The 15,865-nt window shown below is 43.8% G+C and carries 15 protein-coding genes and 2 tRNA genes; 8 read left to right on the top strand and 9 right to left on the bottom strand.

The genetic code is table 11. From position 1 onward, the window contains the following. Positions 1–34: 34 nt before the first annotated feature. The 4 genes from lysS to AB3N61_RS07710 all read right to left on the bottom strand — a co-directional run bounded on the left by lysS (position 35) and on the right by AB3N61_RS07710 (position 3,045). Positions 35–1,534, bottom strand: a complete 1,500-nt coding sequence (lysS, locus tag AB3N61_RS07695) for a lysine--tRNA ligase (protein ID WP_020768400.1) — start codon at positions 1,532–1,534, stop codon at positions 35–37. Position 1,535: 1 nt separating this feature from the next. Continuing rightward, positions 1,536–2,171, bottom strand: a complete 636-nt coding sequence (locus tag AB3N61_RS07700) for a hypothetical protein (RefSeq protein WP_020768049.1) — start codon at positions 2,169–2,171, stop codon at positions 1,536–1,538. 55 nt (positions 2,172–2,226) lie between these two features. Further along, a tRNA-Leu gene (locus tag AB3N61_RS07705) sits at positions 2,227–2,309 on the bottom strand. A gap of 64 nt (positions 2,310–2,373) precedes the next feature. Further along, entirely contained in the window at positions 2,374–3,045 is a 672-nt protein-coding gene (locus AB3N61_RS07710) for a CDP-alcohol phosphatidyltransferase family protein (RefSeq protein ID WP_020768051.1), read from the bottom strand. Between the two features lie 128 nt (positions 3,046–3,173). On the opposite strand from AB3N61_RS07710, the gene AB3N61_RS07715 reads away from it, so the two are divergent. Next, positions 3,174–3,247: transfer RNA gene (locus tag AB3N61_RS07715), tRNA-Asp, on the top strand. A 329-nt stretch (positions 3,248–3,576) separates the two neighbouring features. Here AB3N61_RS07715 and fliG read toward each other — a convergent pair. The 4 genes from fliG to pdhA all read right to left on the bottom strand — a co-directional run bounded on the left by fliG (position 3,577) and on the right by pdhA (position 7,970). Then, entirely contained in the window at positions 3,577–4,542 is a 966-nt protein-coding gene (gene fliG, locus AB3N61_RS07720) for a flagellar motor switch protein FliG (RefSeq protein ID WP_412758406.1), read from the bottom strand. Positions 4,543–4,618: 76 nt separating this feature from the next. After that, positions 4,619–5,971, bottom strand: coding sequence for a pyruvate dehydrogenase complex dihydrolipoamide acetyltransferase (locus tag AB3N61_RS07725; RefSeq protein ID WP_367898959.1), 1,353 nt, complete (start codon positions 5,969–5,971; stop codon positions 4,619–4,621). A gap of 44 nt (positions 5,972–6,015) precedes the next feature. Further along, positions 6,016–6,990: a pyruvate dehydrogenase complex E1 component subunit beta gene (locus AB3N61_RS07730; protein WP_020768314.1), complete on the bottom strand. Its 975-nt coding sequence runs from the start codon at positions 6,988–6,990 to the stop codon at positions 6,016–6,018. Further along, positions 6,990–7,970 (bottom strand): pyruvate dehydrogenase (acetyl-transferring) E1 component subunit alpha, encoded by a 981-nt coding sequence (gene pdhA / locus AB3N61_RS07735; protein WP_020768095.1) that lies wholly within the window; start codon positions 7,968–7,970, stop codon positions 6,990–6,992. The genes AB3N61_RS07730 and pdhA overlap by 1 nt, the downstream gene beginning before the upstream one ends. A gap of 457 nt (positions 7,971–8,427) precedes the next feature. Here pdhA and AB3N61_RS07740 point away from each other — a divergent pair, with 457 nt between their 5' ends. From AB3N61_RS07740 to AB3N61_RS07755, 4 genes are all read left to right on the top strand, one after another. Next, positions 8,428–9,273 (top strand): flagellin, encoded by an 846-nt coding sequence (locus AB3N61_RS07740; RefSeq protein ID WP_036088678.1) that lies wholly within the window; start codon positions 8,428–8,430, stop codon positions 9,271–9,273. 455 nt (positions 9,274–9,728) lie between these two features. After that, entirely contained in the window at positions 9,729–10,577 is an 849-nt protein-coding gene (locus AB3N61_RS07745; RefSeq protein WP_008590488.1) for a flagellin, read from the top strand. Positions 10,578–10,860: 283 nt separating this feature from the next. Further along, on the top strand, positions 10,861–11,184 hold the full coding sequence (locus AB3N61_RS07750) for an ArsR/SmtB family transcription factor (protein WP_036088682.1): 324 nt from the start codon (positions 10,861–10,863) through the stop codon (positions 11,182–11,184). Next, positions 11,184–11,735, top strand: a complete 552-nt coding sequence (locus AB3N61_RS07755) for an SRPBCC family protein (RefSeq protein ID WP_367898960.1) — start codon at positions 11,184–11,186, stop codon at positions 11,733–11,735. The genes AB3N61_RS07750 and AB3N61_RS07755 overlap by 1 nt, the downstream gene beginning before the upstream one ends. A gap of 65 nt (positions 11,736–11,800) precedes the next feature. On the opposite strand, the gene AB3N61_RS07760 is transcribed toward AB3N61_RS07755, so the two are convergent. Then, complete coding sequence (locus AB3N61_RS07760; protein ID WP_367898961.1) at positions 11,801–13,048, bottom strand: lipoprotein LipL46; 1,248 nt, start codon at positions 13,046–13,048, stop codon at positions 11,801–11,803. Positions 13,049–13,114: 66 nt separating this feature from the next. Between AB3N61_RS07760 and AB3N61_RS07765 the strand changes: the two genes are divergently transcribed. From AB3N61_RS07765 to AB3N61_RS07775, 3 genes are read left to right on the top strand one after another with little or no spacing between them, the layout of a single operon-like run. After that, positions 13,115–14,374, top strand: coding sequence for an exo-beta-N-acetylmuramidase NamZ domain-containing protein (locus AB3N61_RS07765; RefSeq protein ID WP_020768311.1), 1,260 nt, complete (start codon positions 13,115–13,117; stop codon positions 14,372–14,374). Positions 14,375–14,405: 31 nt separating this feature from the next. After that, on the top strand, positions 14,406–15,014 hold the full coding sequence (locus AB3N61_RS07770; RefSeq protein ID WP_036088684.1) for an LIC_11883 family protein: 609 nt from the start codon (positions 14,406–14,408) through the stop codon (positions 15,012–15,014). After that, positions 15,011–15,865: a DUF2797 domain-containing protein gene (locus AB3N61_RS07775; RefSeq protein ID WP_367898962.1), complete on the top strand. Its 855-nt coding sequence runs from the start codon at positions 15,011–15,013 to the stop codon at positions 15,863–15,865. The genes AB3N61_RS07770 and AB3N61_RS07775 overlap by 4 nt, the downstream gene beginning before the upstream one ends.

Below are 15,865 nucleotides of genomic sequence, written 5' to 3' on the forward strand. Positions count from 1 at the left end.
GAAAGTTATATTCGGGCTTTGGGATGAAGATATTTTATTCCGGTCTCATAAGAGGGAATAAAATGGTATCTCGGATAGAATGAGAATTCGTGAGTAACATCACCAAACGATCTATTCCGATCCCGAGACCTCCCGTCGGCGGCATTCCATATTCAAGCGCTCGGATATAATCCTCGTCCATCATGAATGCCTCGTCGTCTCCTGCTTCTCTTTGTTTTACCTGATCTTCGAATCTTTCCTTCTGATCGAACGGATCGTTTAACTCGGAGAATGCATTCCCGATCTCTCTTCCTACTATATAAGGCTCGAATCTTTCCACATAATCCGGATTGGACGGATTCGATTTTGCCAACGGAGAAAGTTCTTTTGGATAATCCGTCACGAATACAGGCTGGATCAGATTTGCTTCCGCTTTTTCGGAGAATACTTCATCGGCAACTCTCCAGATAGAAGTACATTTGCTTGCGTCTACTTTTACCGAGCTTGCTTTTTCTTTTGCTTCTTCTAGAGTTTTTACCTGAGAGAAATCGATCCCTGAATATTCTTTGATAATATCCACGTATTTTACCCTTCTCCAAGGCGGACTAAGATCGACTAGATCGTTTCCGTATTTAATTTTAAGAGTTCCGCAGATCTTTTGGGCAACAGTAATGATGAGTTTTTCGGTCAATTCCAACATTTTCCCCATATCCCCATAAGCCATATACGCCTCGAGCATGGTGAATTCAGGATTATGTTTGGTTGAAATTCCTTCGTTCCTAAAGTTTCGGTTCAATTCGAAAACTCTATCTAATCCGCCTACGATCAGACGTTTTAGATATAATTCAGGTGCGATCCTTAAGAATAATTGCATATCCAAAGTATTGTGGTGGGTGACAAACGGTCTAGCTGCCGCACCTCCCGCGATCGGTTGCATCATCGGAGTTTCCACTTCCAGAAATCCTTCGGAAGTTAGAAAATTACGAATCTCGGATACGATCCTACTGCGAGTTATAAATGTATCCCTTACATGATCGTTTACTACCAAGTCCACATAACGCATTCTGTATCTTTGTTCTACGTCGGCGAATGCGTCGTAAATCACTCCGTCTTTCTCCTTAACAACGGGAAGAGGGCGAACACATTTTGCAAGTAAGGTAACGGAAGTTAAATGAAGAGTGGTCTCGCCCTTTTGTGTTTGGAAAAGATAACCTTCTATCCCGATCAGATCCCCCAAGTCCAAACTTTTGAAAAGAGTATAGTTCTCTTCTCCCAGATCGTCTCTGGTTGCATACAGTTGGATGACTCCGGATTTATCTTTTAAATGAGCGAAACTCGCTTTTCCCATCACACGTTTGGAATGAAGACGTCCACCTAAGAGAAATTTTTTCTCCGGACCTGTAGGAGTTTTAGAATACAGATCGATCAAAGCCGCGGAATCCGAATCAGGAAAAAATCGGATCGGGTAGGGATCTACACCCTTCTCCTTTAGGTGCTTGATCTTCTCGATTCTTTGTTGGATGAGTTCGTTTGTTTCTTTTAAGTCTTGGGACATTCTAATTTCCTAATAGTATCAGATATAAATGTTTCGAGAGTCTTCCTAGGATGGATTCCAGGCTTTTCGGTTTTGTAAACCAATCCCAGGATCCGATACCTTCACTCACTTTGGAGACCGCTATATAAATTCCCGCCGGTTCCAACACGTTCCTATATAATTTTAACAAGGTTGCGGAATCGTATTCTTTTCCTATCAAAAGAAAAGTTTTCCACTGACGATCCAATGCGATCTTTAACAGAGTTTTAGGGAATTCCTGAGGACCTGCGTCTACGGTATAAACTAAGATCTTTGTCTCTTCTACCCCCAAGGAAACCAGATAAGTTTGCAGAGAAGCCGTAGGATCTCCTACTAACCCCAAATCGGAATCTTGGTTGGGAGGAGAATGAAGGATCAGGATCACAGGAGCCAAGCCCTTCTTCCATAAGGCAGCCGCTTGTTTGAATTTATCTTTTTTACCGGTTTCTATGGCTTCTAAAATAATTGCGTCCGATTTTTTGGGATCCGCTTTTGAAATTAAAAGAAAAGGAGCGGAGAAGAACAAGATCAGAAAAAGGATCAATAATCCGAAAAAGCCGTAAGAAACAAGTTTGGCTTTGTCTAAGAAATCTTTAACGGAGAGAGCACCCGATGTCATAATTTTACCGAGGGTTGGTTTTTCGAAATGGAGGAATGTGAGCCAGGTAGGACGATGCTCGAGAGGGGACTCGAACCCCTACACCGAACCGGCACAAGCACCTCAAGCTTGCGTGTCTACCAATTCCACCACCCGAGCGGTCGCGATTGACAGGATGGGTGAGGAGGCTCCGGTGTCAAGGAAATTCAAACTGGACTAGGGATCAGACCAGTTCGTACTTTTTTTTCTGTTTTTTATCTTCTGGATCCAGGATGAATCTTTCCGGATGGAACACTATATTCCAATATCTCTTGGAATAAGCTATGACTCCAATACTTAAGATCAAAACCAAAACGTAACCTGAATATTCCGGATGTTGAAAGAAATGATTTTCTGGTAATGTGGGACCGATGAGAGGTAAGGTCATGTACCATAAGACTGCGGCCGCAACAAGACCCACTCCAATCTTACCCCACCAATTCGGTTTTCCTTGGATCCCTCTTTTTAAATATAGGAATCCACCCAACCAAACTCCTAAAATTTCTCTCAGGATGTAAATGATAAGTATCCATAGAGGAAACTGATAATAATGAACGATGACCGAAAGTCCGCCGATCGTAACGAACTTATCACAGATCGGATCCAGATATTTTCCCAAGACGGATTCTTGGGAGAGTAGGCGGGCAAGAAACCCGTCTAGAAAATCTGTGAGTACTGCGAGAATACAGGTCCCAATTGCTAAAAATAAATATTCGCTATTTCGAGGAGACTCGATATGTTTTCGGGTGAATTGAATAAAAAAAGGAAGTAGTAAAACTCTGGAGACTGATAAAAAATTAGAAAGAGTAAATACTCTCTCTTCGAGTAGATCCTTTGGTCTTTTTTCGTGAAGCATTTAATAAAGCCGTAAGTCGGAAAAACTCCGCTATTGGAAAGTCTATGGAAGGGACTTAAAAATTCATCCCTTTTTCAGATAAACGAATTGACCCCCAGGCTCACTCAGAAATTATGTTCTTCATAAAAGGAGCTGTAGCTCAGCTGGTTAGAGTGCCTGCCTGTCACGCAGGATGTCGCGGGTTCGAGTCCCGTCAGCTCCGGAATTTCCCCTTTATTCTATAACTTGACTCGAAGCTTTTGCGCGATAGCAATTGTAGCGACCCATAGGGAGCGTAAACAATTGCGACGCGAGACAGGATGTCGAAGCGAGCGCAAAAGACGCCGTGGAGCCAAGTTTGCCAGGATGGCAAACTGCGTAACGGCGAGTCCCGTCAGCTCCCGTACGTGAAATTTCGTGAGAAATTTCCAAACTCCAAATTCACACTTACTGAAGACCAACCTCATAAAGCGATCGAAGATCGCGCTGAAGCTAGGCCCGAAGGTCGCAAATAATCACAGAAAAAATAAAAACAACTGACTCTCTTTGGTCTTAAATAAACTCTTCCGAGTCTTTTTTAATTATAATTTCTCCGATCTCTTCCAAATCACGCAATGCGGTAAGAATGCTGTTTCTTGCGTCAGTGATCTCTTTTAGGGTCACTTTTCCTCGGATATCCATACTTTCTAAAATATCGTTGGCTCGATTTTTTGACATTGCTTCGAAGAAATGAGACTTGATCTGGTCGGAAGCTCCTCTGAGTGCGATCGCGATCAGATCGTCGTCTCCTATCCGGTTGATGATTAACCTCATTTCCTTGGAGTTGAGTAGAAGTACATCTTCGAAAGTGTATAACTTCTCCCGGACCTGAGAAGCGAGTTCCGGAGACTGCTCTTCCAGTTCTTTAAGGATGGTCTCTTCTAAAGATTTATCCATATGATTCAGAATATTGGCGAGCGCTTCCGCTCCTCCTGCTTCGCTGAATTCGGATTTGTCTCTTTGCTCGTACTTTTTCTTCAGGACTTTTGCGATCTGACGGATCGCATCCGGATGGGTTTTGGTGGTATTGGCAAGTCTAAGCGCTACTTTGCTCTGGAGTTCTTTAGGTAAAAACTTAAGTGTTTCTGCGGCTTTTTTGGGATGTAAAAATGCAAGTGTGACTGCGATCGTTTGTGTATGTTCCGGAGCGAGAAGGTGAGCGAGCGTCTGGGGTTCTGCATCGTTTAAGAAGGAAAAATCTTCCTCAGTGTCCTTTCTATCCAGTTTTCCTAATATGTTTTCGGATTTTTCTTTACCTAAGGACTTTTGCAATAATTCTCTGGCAGTTTCGATCCCACCTCTGGATTCTGCCGCAAGATCTTTTAAGGAACCTTGAAAGTCTAAGAGAACTTCTTCTTTTTCGGACTTGCTGATCGTTTTGATCTTTGCCATTTCCTGGACGATCTCTTCAATTAATTTTTCATCCAGTTGGGCTAATGCTTTGGCGGCCGCCTCCTTGTCTAAGGACAGAAGTAGCATCGCAGCTTTTTTTACTTTTAGGTCTCTTGTTTTAAGATTGGAATCTTGATCCACTGCTTCTTAGCCCACAAAGAAATCAGGCAAGTAACCGAAGAGGATGTTCCAGAAAATTCCGAAACACTTCCAACCAACCGGCTCCCACCGCACCGTCTACCACTCTATGATCGCAGGAAAGGCAGACTGAAAGAGTTTTTCCGGGGACAATGTTTCCGTTTTTGATTACCGGTTTGGATACCACGTTTCCAACTGCGAGGATTGCTGCCTCAGGTTCGTTGATTACCGCCGCAAACCGATTCACTCCGAACATTCCTAAATTGGAAACAGTGAAGGTTCCGTCCGAAAACTCTTCCGGTTTGAGTTTTCGTTCCCTTGCACGGGAAGCAAGCTCTTTTACCGTTCTTCCGATTTCCAATACCGACCTTTTGTCTGCGTTTCTCACGTAAGGAGTGATGAGCCCTCCTTCGATAGAAACCGCAACTCCCACATCCACTCTTCCGTGTTTTAAGATATGATCTTCTCTCCAGGAGGAATTTACTTCCGGAACTTTTAAGAGAGCAAGTGCAGAAGCTTTTATGATAAAGTCGTTTATGCTAACTTTGATCTCTTCTCCCGATTGTATTAAGTCGGAGTTGAAATTTTCTCTCAATTGTACGAGTGCGTCGGCATCAATTTCCATATCCAAATAGAAATGAGGTTGGTGCGTTTTAGAATGGACCAAGCGAGAAGCGATCGTCTTTCTCATTCCGGAGATAGGAAGTTTCTCTTCTTGTAATATTTCTCCGGTAAATGGAGAAGTTACACTCTTTGTGAATGCAGAGATCCCGTTTTCAATATCCCGTTTGATAATCCGTCCATCCGGCCCTGTCCCTCTGATCTTGGAAAGATCGATCCCGCTTTCCTCAGCCATTCGTTTCGCTAGAGGAGAAGCCTTTATTCTTCCTTCTAATGCAGAAGGAGAAAGTCCCCTGGAGATTGGACTTTCCTTAGGAGAAGGAGCTTCTTCTTCCAGTTCGGACTCGGAAATCGTCGAAGAACCTACATTTTCCTGTTTTTTCGGCGCTGGACTTGGAGAAGGCGAGTTAGAGCTGGCTTGCACAGGCTCGGATGCAGGGGGCGGAGTGGCCGGGGTAGAAGTCCCGGAGGCGGCTGATCTGGATTTTGCCTCCGAAAGTAGGGAAGTGATATCTTCACCCGCTTTTCCAATGATAGCGACAGGGGCACCGACCGGGAGCTTGGCGCCTTCCTGGGCTAAAATTTCCAAAATTACCCCGGAATCGAACGCTTCCATTTCCATGACCGCTTTATCGGTTTCCACCTCGGCTAATATTTCCCCCGGAGCGACGGAATCCCCCTTCTTCTTTAGCCATTTTACCAAAACACCTTCCGACATGGTCGGGGATAGTTGGGTCATTTCGGAAATTTTTGCCATTTATTTTTCCTATTTATAATATAATAATATACGAATATTATGATTTACTTGATCATTTCTCTGACTTTTTTGATAATTTTCTCTTCACTCGGGAGGGAGGATTTTTCCAGGTTGGCCGCATAAGGCATTGGTACGTCTTCCTGAGTGATCCGTTCGATCGGAGAATCCAGATAATCGAAAGCTTCTTTTTGGATAAGATACGCCACTTGCGCGCCGAATCCCGCCACATTCCAACCTTCTTCCACTATGAGAGCCTTGTTTGTTTTTCTAACAGAAGCCAAAATCCCTTCCTCGTCCAAAGGTCTTATACTTCTTAGATCCAAAACTTCGACGGAAATTCCTTCTTTTGCCAGTTTTTCCGCCGCAGGAAGGACATACATGAGCGCTCTGGACCAACTGATGATGGTGAGCTGTGTTCCTTCTCTTTTGATATCCGATTTTCCCATCGGTATCAAGAATTCTCCTTCCGGCACTTCTCCTTTGGAACCGTACAATACCTCGCTTTCTATAAAGATAGTCGGGTTATTGTCTCGGATGGAAGTTTTTAGTAGGCCGTACGCATCCGAAGGAGTGTAGGGGGCGAGGACTTTAAGTCCTGGGATATGTGCATACCAACTCTCGAAGGATTGGGAATGTTGAGCGGCAAGTCTTCCACCCGCACCTCCGGCTCCTCTGAAAACGATCGGGATCGGAAATTGCCCCGCACTCATATAATTCATTTTGGCAGCGGAGTTGATGATCTGATCGATTGCAACTAGAGAGAAGTTCCAGGTCATAAATTCTATGATAGGCCTAAGTCCTACCATAGCGGCTCCTATTCCGACTCCTGCAAAACCGTTCTCGGAAATTGGAGTGTCTATCACTCTTCTTTCCCCGAACTTAGCGAGCATACCTTGGGAAACTTTATAGGCTCCTTCGTAATGTCCTACTTCTTCTCCCATGAGAAAGATATTCGGATCTTTCTCCATTTCTTCCGTCATGGCTCGATTGAGGGCTTCTCTATAAGTGAGTACTGCCATTAAACGTTCTCCGCATAAACATGCTTGTACAGCCAACCAAGAGGAGGTTCTTCGCTCTTTTCCGCGAAGTCCACCGATTCTTCGACCGTTTTGAGGATGATCTCATCCATTTTTGTGAGTTCTTCTTGGGCCCAGCCCGCCGCGAGTAGATCCTTTTCCGCTTTGATGAGAGGATCACCTTGTTTATATTTTTCTAATTCTTCTTTGGTCCTATACTTAGCAGGGTCCGACATAGAGTGACCTCTGAATCTGTAGGTGGAAATTTCCATAAGGGTAGGGCCTTCTCCTCGTCTTGCTCTTTCCACCGCGACTCGTACGTGTTCTCTGACTTTACGGACCTCGTCCCCTTCTATATGATCTCTTGCGATATCATAGGCGACCGCTCTTACGGAAACGTCTTTGACGGAAAGCGCTCTATATTCCGGAGTTCCCATCGCGTAGTGATTGTTCTCGCAGATCATGACTAAAGGAAGTTTCCAGATCGCCGCTAAGTTCATCCCTTCATGGAAGGAGCCGATGTTTGCAGCACCTTCTCCGAAAAAACATAACGTCACAGCGCCGTCTCCGCGATACTTGGAAGCGTATGCGATCCCGGCCGCCAGAGAAATATGCCCTCCTACGATGCCGTGTCCCCCCATGAAGTTTTTACTCTTATCGAAAAAGTGCATGGAGCCGCCATTGCCCGATACGATCCCTGTTTTTTTGCCGAATAATTCCGCCATAAGCGCTTTTGGTTCTAGACCTCTGGCAAGCGCATGGCCATGATCTCGGTAGGTGGAAACTATATAATCTTTTTGTTCTAGAGCGGAGATGGCCCCTACGCCCACTGCTTCTTGACCGATGTATAAATGGCAGAAGCCGCCGATTTTGCCCATGCTATAGGCCTTTGCGGAAGCTTCTTCGAAGCGGCGGATGAGAAGCATTTGTCTGTATAATTCTAATAGATCTTCTGTTTCTTTTTTTGTTTTAGGTTGGCTCATAGTACTTTAGGAAATACGAAAACAATCGCAAACTATCTTCATAGAACTAGGATATGCAAACTGATTTCGAAAATTTTTGAAAAAACCCGCCTGCAGAGAAGGGGAGTGACTTTTTCCAAAAAAATGCTTATGGAAATTTCCGATTCGTTCGAACTTTTAGATGAGCCCAAAAAAGGAAAATTTTTTCTAAAATTTCTCCAAATCCATTTCCTTCATTTCTTTAAAAATCGCTAAAAAACAATAAAAAACCGCTAATTTTAACGAAAAACTTCATTTTCGTTAAAATTAATCTAGGACATCTGCTTCACCGAAGATATATCTGAAGGAAACCCTGAATTCTAGGTCTTTCCCAGAATTCAGCCTTCATTTAAATAGATAGAAAAAAAGACCAAAACCAAACCAGCACAAGATCCCGGCACGGATGCCGGGCTCATGATCAGTTTCAAGGAGGAAACAAATGATCATTAACCATAACTTAGCCGCGATTAACTCCCACCGCGTTCTGAAGTTCCAGAACAACGAAGTGGCGAAAAACATGGAGGCTCTTTCTTCCGGTATGCGTATCAACCGCGCCGGGGATGATGCATCCGGTCTAGCCGTTTCCGAAAAAATGAGAACTCAGGTGAAAGGACTTCGCCAAGCGGAGAGAAACACTGAGGACGGCATGTCCCTGATCCAAACAACGGAAGGATATCTCCAGGAAACGAATGATATCATCCAAAGGATCCGTGTACTTGCAATCCAATCTTCCAACGGAATCTACGGTGCAGAAGACCGTCAGATGATCCAAGTAGAAGTTTCTCAGCTTATAGACGAAATTGATCGCATTTCCTCCCAAGCAGAGTTTAACAAGATGGCATTGCTCCAAGGCGATTTCGCTCGTGGATCAAGAACTGCTTCTATGTGGTTCCACATCGGACCGAACCAGCACCAGAGGGAACGTGTCTATATCGCAACTATGACCGCTAAGGCTCTGAATTTGATCAAGTCTGATGGAACACTTTTGACTCTTTCTACTGCTGAACTTTCAAACGAAGCAATCGGCTTTCTTGACGATGCTTTAATGAAAATCAACAAACAAAGAGCAAATCTTGGAGCTTACTATAACAGACTAGAGCATGCCTCTAAAGGTCTGATGGTAGCTTACGAGAACATCCAAGCTTCAGAGTCGAGAATCAGGGACGCGGATATGGCAGAGGAAACTGTATCGTTCACTAAGAACCAGATCTTGGTTCAGTCCGGTACTGCAATGTTAGCACAAGCTAACGTAAGACCTCAGTCTGTCCTCCAGTTACTTAGGTAATTAGGACTTTCCGGCAGCGGGAGCAGTGATGCTCCCGCACCGGGAACTTCTTTTCTGTAGAACTCCGAAGCCGCAGATGCGGCTATCGTCGTCTAGGGACCTAATTGCCGTCGCAAGCTCCGGCTTATGAAGCCCGCTTTGCGGACTATAACGAAAAGGTACAGGAAAAACGTCGGGTCTAGTCTTCTTCTTTCCCCAATTTTTTTCCGGTTCCTTTTCCAAGGAGGAATTCCGAGGAAACGAAAACCGGGTTAGTAATAACCTAAAGCTTATTGTACTTTTGTAAGATCACTGACGTTAGTCGGCGTTCTTGCCGTGATTGAAAAATATCCTAAATCTCCAAGGGAGAATGACCTGTCGGGTGGTCCGACCGGGTCCATCCCGGAGCACCGGACAGGTCATGTCCGATCGGAGGATAGGGAGATCCTCCGGAAACTCTCTACAAGGAGTGTAGGATGATTATCAATCACAACCTGAGTGCGGTGAATTCACACCGCTCTCTGAAGTTCAACGAGCTAGCTGTGGATAAAACCATGAAAGCTTTGTCGTCCGGGATGCGGATCAATTCTGCCGGCGATGATGCTTCGGGTTTGGCTGTCTCCGAAAAACTCAGAACGCAGATCAACGGACTGAGACAAGCGGAGAGAAATACGGAAGACGGGATGAGTTTCATCCAGACTGCGGAAGGATTCCTTCAACAGTCTTCGGATATCATCCAAAGGATCCGGGTTTTGGCCATCCAAACCTCGAATGGGATCTACAGCCCCGAAGATAGACAATTGGTTCAGGTGGAAGTTTCCGCCTTAGTCGACGAAGTGGATCGAATTGCTTCTCAAGCCGAGTTCAATCGATTCAAATTGTTCGAAGGAGACTTCGCTAGAGGTTCCAAAAGGGCTTCTATGTGGTTCCATATGGGACCGAACCAGAACCAAAGGGAAAGGTTCTTCATTGGAACTATGACTTCCCGAGCTTTAAAGCTGACCAAGGCAGACGGAAGACCGATTGCGGTTTCTTCTCCTGGGGAAGCGAACGAAGTGATCGGCCTAGCCGATGCTGCGCTCGGAAAGATCATGAAGCAGAGGGCGGATATGGGAGCTTATTTTAATAGGCTGGAACATTCCGCAAAAGGTCTCATGGCGGCATACGAAAATATGCAGGCCTCCGAGTCCAGAATTCGTGACGCCGATATGGCGGAGGAGATGGTTGCTCTAACTACTAAACAAATACTCGTGCAGAGTGGTACGGCGATGTTAGTGCAAGCAAATCTTAAACCGAATTCGGTCCTCAAACTTCTTCAAATGTAGTTTTCGGGAACAGGCACCACCGGACGGGAAATCCTCCGGTGGTTTTTTTCTTTTAAATCCGTAAATTCGCGAGTTTGTCAGGAATTTATAATATTCATTCTTCATTTCCCGAAAAACCGTCGGTTAATTCTATATTCGTCTTTTCCTTTTTTTTCTAAACGTTTCGTTCCTAAAAAAATTCTCGGTTTTTTATCGCTTACTTTTGATTTTCGGACCTCCACTTTTCGGGGAAAAGATATAATTAAGTGTTGACTTAATTAAGTCTTTACTTAAATATATGCTAATGAAGGCTTTAGATGCGATTGCGGACCCAACCAGGCGCAAAATTTTAGAACTCTTGTTCGATGGGGAAATGGGAGCCGGAGAAATTGCAGGACATTTTGATATAAGTTCCGCCGCGATTTCCCAACATTTTAAGGTTTTGAGAGAATGTAATCTAATCCAAACAAGAGTGGATGGGCAAAGAAGGATCCACTCATTGGATTACAAAGGTTGGAAAGAGATCCAAGACTGGCTGGATAGAGCGAAATCTTTCTGGGAAGGAAGACTCGATCTTCTGGAAAAGGAATTAAAAGCCAATAAAATGAGAAAGGGGAGAAGATCGTAATGAAAGATCTAACTGTAAACAAAACGTATGGGACCTTTACTTCCGAGTCAGAAGTTCGTTTCCAAAGGTTACTACCGGGTCCGATCGAGACTGTTTGGGAATATCTTGTCGATTCCGAAAAGCGAGGCACCTGGCTTGCAAAGGGAACTATGGAGCTGAAGGTGGGTGGAAAAGTAGAACTGAATTTTTTACATTCCTCTCTTTCGGAGGAAAAAACATATCCGGATCGATTCAAGGCGATGGAAAACGGTATTAGCGGAGTAGAAACGATCACAGCAATCGAAGCTCCTCGTCTTTTAAGTTTTACTTGGCATCCTAATTCGGAAGTTCGTTTCGAGCTAGAAGAAAAGGGAGAAGATGTTCTTCTTACCTTGAGACATTATAAACTGACGGATGAATTCGGTAAACTTATGGTTTCTTCAGGCTGGCATACTCATTTGGATATTCTTGTCTCTAAACTTTATAGGGAATTGGTCCCTAAATTCTGGCAGACATTCGCAAAACATGAAACTGCTTACGGTGAAAAACTGAAAATTACCGCTAAGAAGTAAGCCTTAAAAGTAAAAAGCCGACGAGCAATTCGCCGGCTTTTCTTTTAGATTGATCGGTAAATCGATTATTTATTCGGACTGAACTCCAAAGTGACCACACCTCTTGCAGCGGATTTAACGTTCATTTTCTTAGTAGCTAAGAAAGAAAATCCTCTGTCCTTTTTATAGACTAATTCGTCCATAAACAGTGCGTCTTTTCCTGGGTAAGTAACTTCCCACTCGGAACCGCTTACGTTGCTAGTTCTAACATTGATGTCTTTTGCAGCGGTCAATTCTGCCAGATCATCTTTGAACTTAGTGGATTCGTCCGCATCCAATCCGGTAAACTTGAGAATGATGGTATTGTTCTCGGTGAGATTAAACCATTCCTCTTTGAGTTGTTTGTTTACTTTTTTGGTAACGTCTTCTGCCCAACCTGCAAGCGCTTTTTCTCTGGAAACTTTTTGTGTGATATCCGCTCCACGAGCGTCTCCGTTTCCGGATGCTACAATTTTTCCATCCCCCCAAAGCAGGATCACTTTATAAGGACCGGTGGCAGCAGTATTGAATAAAGGTCTATCCAATTGTTTTCCGCCGATAGCAGTTACAGGCGCTTGGTCTTCTGTCTCTACGGAACCAACTACCAGCACTTCTGCTCCGGAAGCTTGAGCTTGGATGAGTATCGCAGCTCCGGCATCCAGAGAGTTGACTGCTTCCGCATTCAAACCGGAAGGTTTAACCGTTTTAGAAGCAGTTCCCGGATCTACGATCTTGTTGCCTGCTTTTTTTAAACCTTTGATGATCTCAGCTTCCGCAATATTACCATTGCTTAAAGGAGCAACCGGTGCCCCTCCAACTTTAGAAGGAACTAAAACTACAATTCTTGGATTTCCAACATCTGCAAGAAGACCTTCGACCGCGGTGGAAAGTTTAGATTCTTCGATGGTGCAACGAACTGTAAGTTTTAAGATCGGTTGAGTATCGATCTTACCTTGGTCTTCGGAAACGATATCGTACGATTTTACGAATGCATCCGTTTTGGAAAGTAAACTAGAGCCTAAACTTTCTCCATCGGAAGCTTGGCTTTTGTTGGAAATTTCTTCACCAACTACTTTACGTACCGCATTAACTTTTGCGTCTTTGATCGCTCTTTGTTTTGCGTTCGCTATATCTCCGTTATAGATCGGAGCCTCTCCGATCACGGTGATGGTATTTCCTTCTCTAGTGAATTCTTCTTTTTTCTTGCGTCGGGATCCGTCACCCGTTGCGCATGCAAAAGCGAAACCTAAAATCAGTGTGAGAGCGGTAATCCGCAGGATGGGCAGCTTTGCCATATCGCTTCCTTTTTCTCCTTGATGTATTGAATTCTGTCTATTTACTGAACAAATAAGGTATCTTACATGCGGTTCAAAGAAAGAAACAAAAAAATCCTAACTTTACTCATTTTTTTTCTGACAATTTCCTCAGGCTCCTGCGTAGAAGCGTCATCCCGAAGTCATATTTCTAAATCCAAAATTATTCCAGCCGAAGTTTCCTTCTACGAGCAAGTACTTCCTAGTCTTTCCGGTAAATCCGTTGTGCTCGTTACCAATCCATCCGGTATAGGAAGATATCCTGAGAAGATTATAAAAGAGTTTAAGGATAAAAAAGTAAAGATCAAACATCTGATCGGGCTTGAACACGGGTTTTTAGGATTGGAAGAGGACTTTAGTAAGTCTCCTGTCACAATGGATGAAACTTTTCAACTCCCTATCTATCATATTTATAAAGTTAAAAACTCAGAGATCCCTGCGATCTTAAAGGGTGCGGATGCAGTAGTCTTCGACGTAGTCGACATGGGGATGCGTTGTTATACCTACCTAAGCGTTTTGAAACGTTTGATGGATAATTTGCCCGATCCAAACACGAAGTTTATCCTCTTAGATCATCCAAACCCGGCATTATATTTAGGCGCAAGGGGAGAAGGTATCCAAAAGAAGTTCCTTAACTTCGCGGGAGAATTTCCCTCTCTATTTTTCACAGGGATGACTCTGGGAGAAGCGGCTGCATTCTATAACGGAGAATATCTGGGCGGGAGAGTAAAACTAAATATTATCTCTCCCGAAAATCTAAAAAGAGGATTCGATTGGGAAAAAGAAGGTATCCCTTGGTCCACACCTTCTCCGAATCTACCGATGCTGGATTCTGCGCGGAATTATCTTGGTCTGGTATTATTAGAAGGAGTGAATGTTTCCGTAGGAAGAGGTACCCAGGCTCCATTCGTATATTTCGGCGCTCCTTGGATGAATGAACCGGAAGAAATTATCTCCGAATTGAACGAGGACAGTAAGGGAGATTATTATTACCAAAGTGTATTTTTTAAACCTACCTTCGGACCGTTTAAGGGAGAGATCTGCAGAGGTCTGCGTTTAACGGTAGTCAACCGAAAATACGATCCGATCAGAATGGCGTATAACCTGACGTCCATTATGAAAAAGAAATATAAGGATTTCAAATGGAGACAATACGCGGACGGATCGCATAATATAGATTTTCTTTGGGGTACCGAAAAATTCAGAGAGTCTGTGGATGCGGGTAAGACCTACGATGAATTTAAGGCTTCTTACGCGGAATCGGAATCTTCCGCAAATAAGCTGATCCAAAAATATCTGATCTACTAATGTTTTGTTACAGGATTTCGAAAGAGATATTATGAGAACCCGATTCGCTGCCATATTCGTAATTTTATTTTCCTTTTCCCTTTTTGCGGAAAACCAAAGCGGAGAATGGAAAGAATACGGACTAAAAGAAGTTTTGGGCCGTTTGAAATTTTATGCGTTTGCAAAGATCGCACAAAGTGTTCGCACAGGTGCTTCCTTTGATCAGGAATTATATGTAAAAGAGGCTCCCTGCAACCAAAACTTTCCTAAATTAGAGGGAAATTTCCAATGCGCATTACTTAGGGTTTCTAGTTTGGAAGACAAGTTGGCGGAAGGTTCGGATCCGGAACCTAAAACTCCGGACGCTGCCTCTGCAAGCAGCGGTTTGACTCCCGCGAGGACGATACCTTCTATCCCTATGAAAGCGAAATGGTACGAGGGAAGGACCCTCGCAGGAAAGGGAGTTCTTTCTGTTCCCGGAAAAGAAGGGGAGAGCGATCTGAAATTTTTCTATCATACGGATGGAAGGTTGAGCCATTATTCCTACGAAGATAAAATCGTTGTTTTTGACTGGAAAGGACAGGAGTTAAGCACTATTTTAACCGTAAAAGTGGATGCAAAGTTACGACCACTCGGCGGTAAGGAATATTTTTTTCCATGAAAGAATTGTCTTCCGGATTTTTAAGAATGATGGACCATGAAGGTGTAAACCCGGTAGAATATATCTGGGTGGTAGCTACTTATCCGTCTTCCGAATCCGGAAAACAAGAGGCCCAACTTGTTCCCGCAGGTTTTCGGATCGGTAATCTTGTAGGCAAAAGGGTAAAACTGGAATTTACCGGAAAAATCCGCTGCGTGAATTGTGGAAAAATAACAAGCAAAAGTTTCAACCAGGGAAGTTGTTTCCAATGTTTTCAAACATTAGCGGAAAATGATCTATGTATTCTTCGTCCTGAAACCTGTCATTTTCATTTGGGAACCTGTAGGGAACCTGAATGGGGAGAAGGTTACTGCTTCCAAAAACATACCGTATATCTTGCAAATACAAGCGGATTAAAAGTGGGGATCACTCGAGAAAAACCTGTCTCCAATCGTTGGGTGGACCAGGGAGCCCAAGAAGCAATCCCACTTTTGGAAGTTTCCTCCAGAAGAGACGCAGGTCTCATCGAAAAACAATTTACGACCGTTATCGATGATAAAACCAAATGGCAGAAGATGGTGACGGAAGATTCGGGAACCTTCGATCTGATTTCCAAAAAGAAAGAATTACTGGAAATCTTGGATTCCTGGGACCTAGGGGTTCCTTATACGGAATCAGAAGAACGAAATATCACAAAATTAAGTTATCCTATTTTAGAATATCCAAAAAAATCCAAATCTTTTTCCCCCGATAAAGAGAAGGAGATAGATTCCAAATTGCTCGGCATTAAAGGACAATACCTTTTGTTCGAGGATGGAGTCATCAATATCCGCGCCTATGGCGGATACGAAATCCGTTTGTATTCGGAGTAA

This window comes from Leptospira sp. WS58.C1 (assembly GCF_040833995.1).
In the GTDB taxonomy this organism is placed as follows: domain Bacteria; phylum Spirochaetota; class Leptospiria; order Leptospirales; family Leptospiraceae; genus Leptospira_B; species Leptospira_B cinconiae.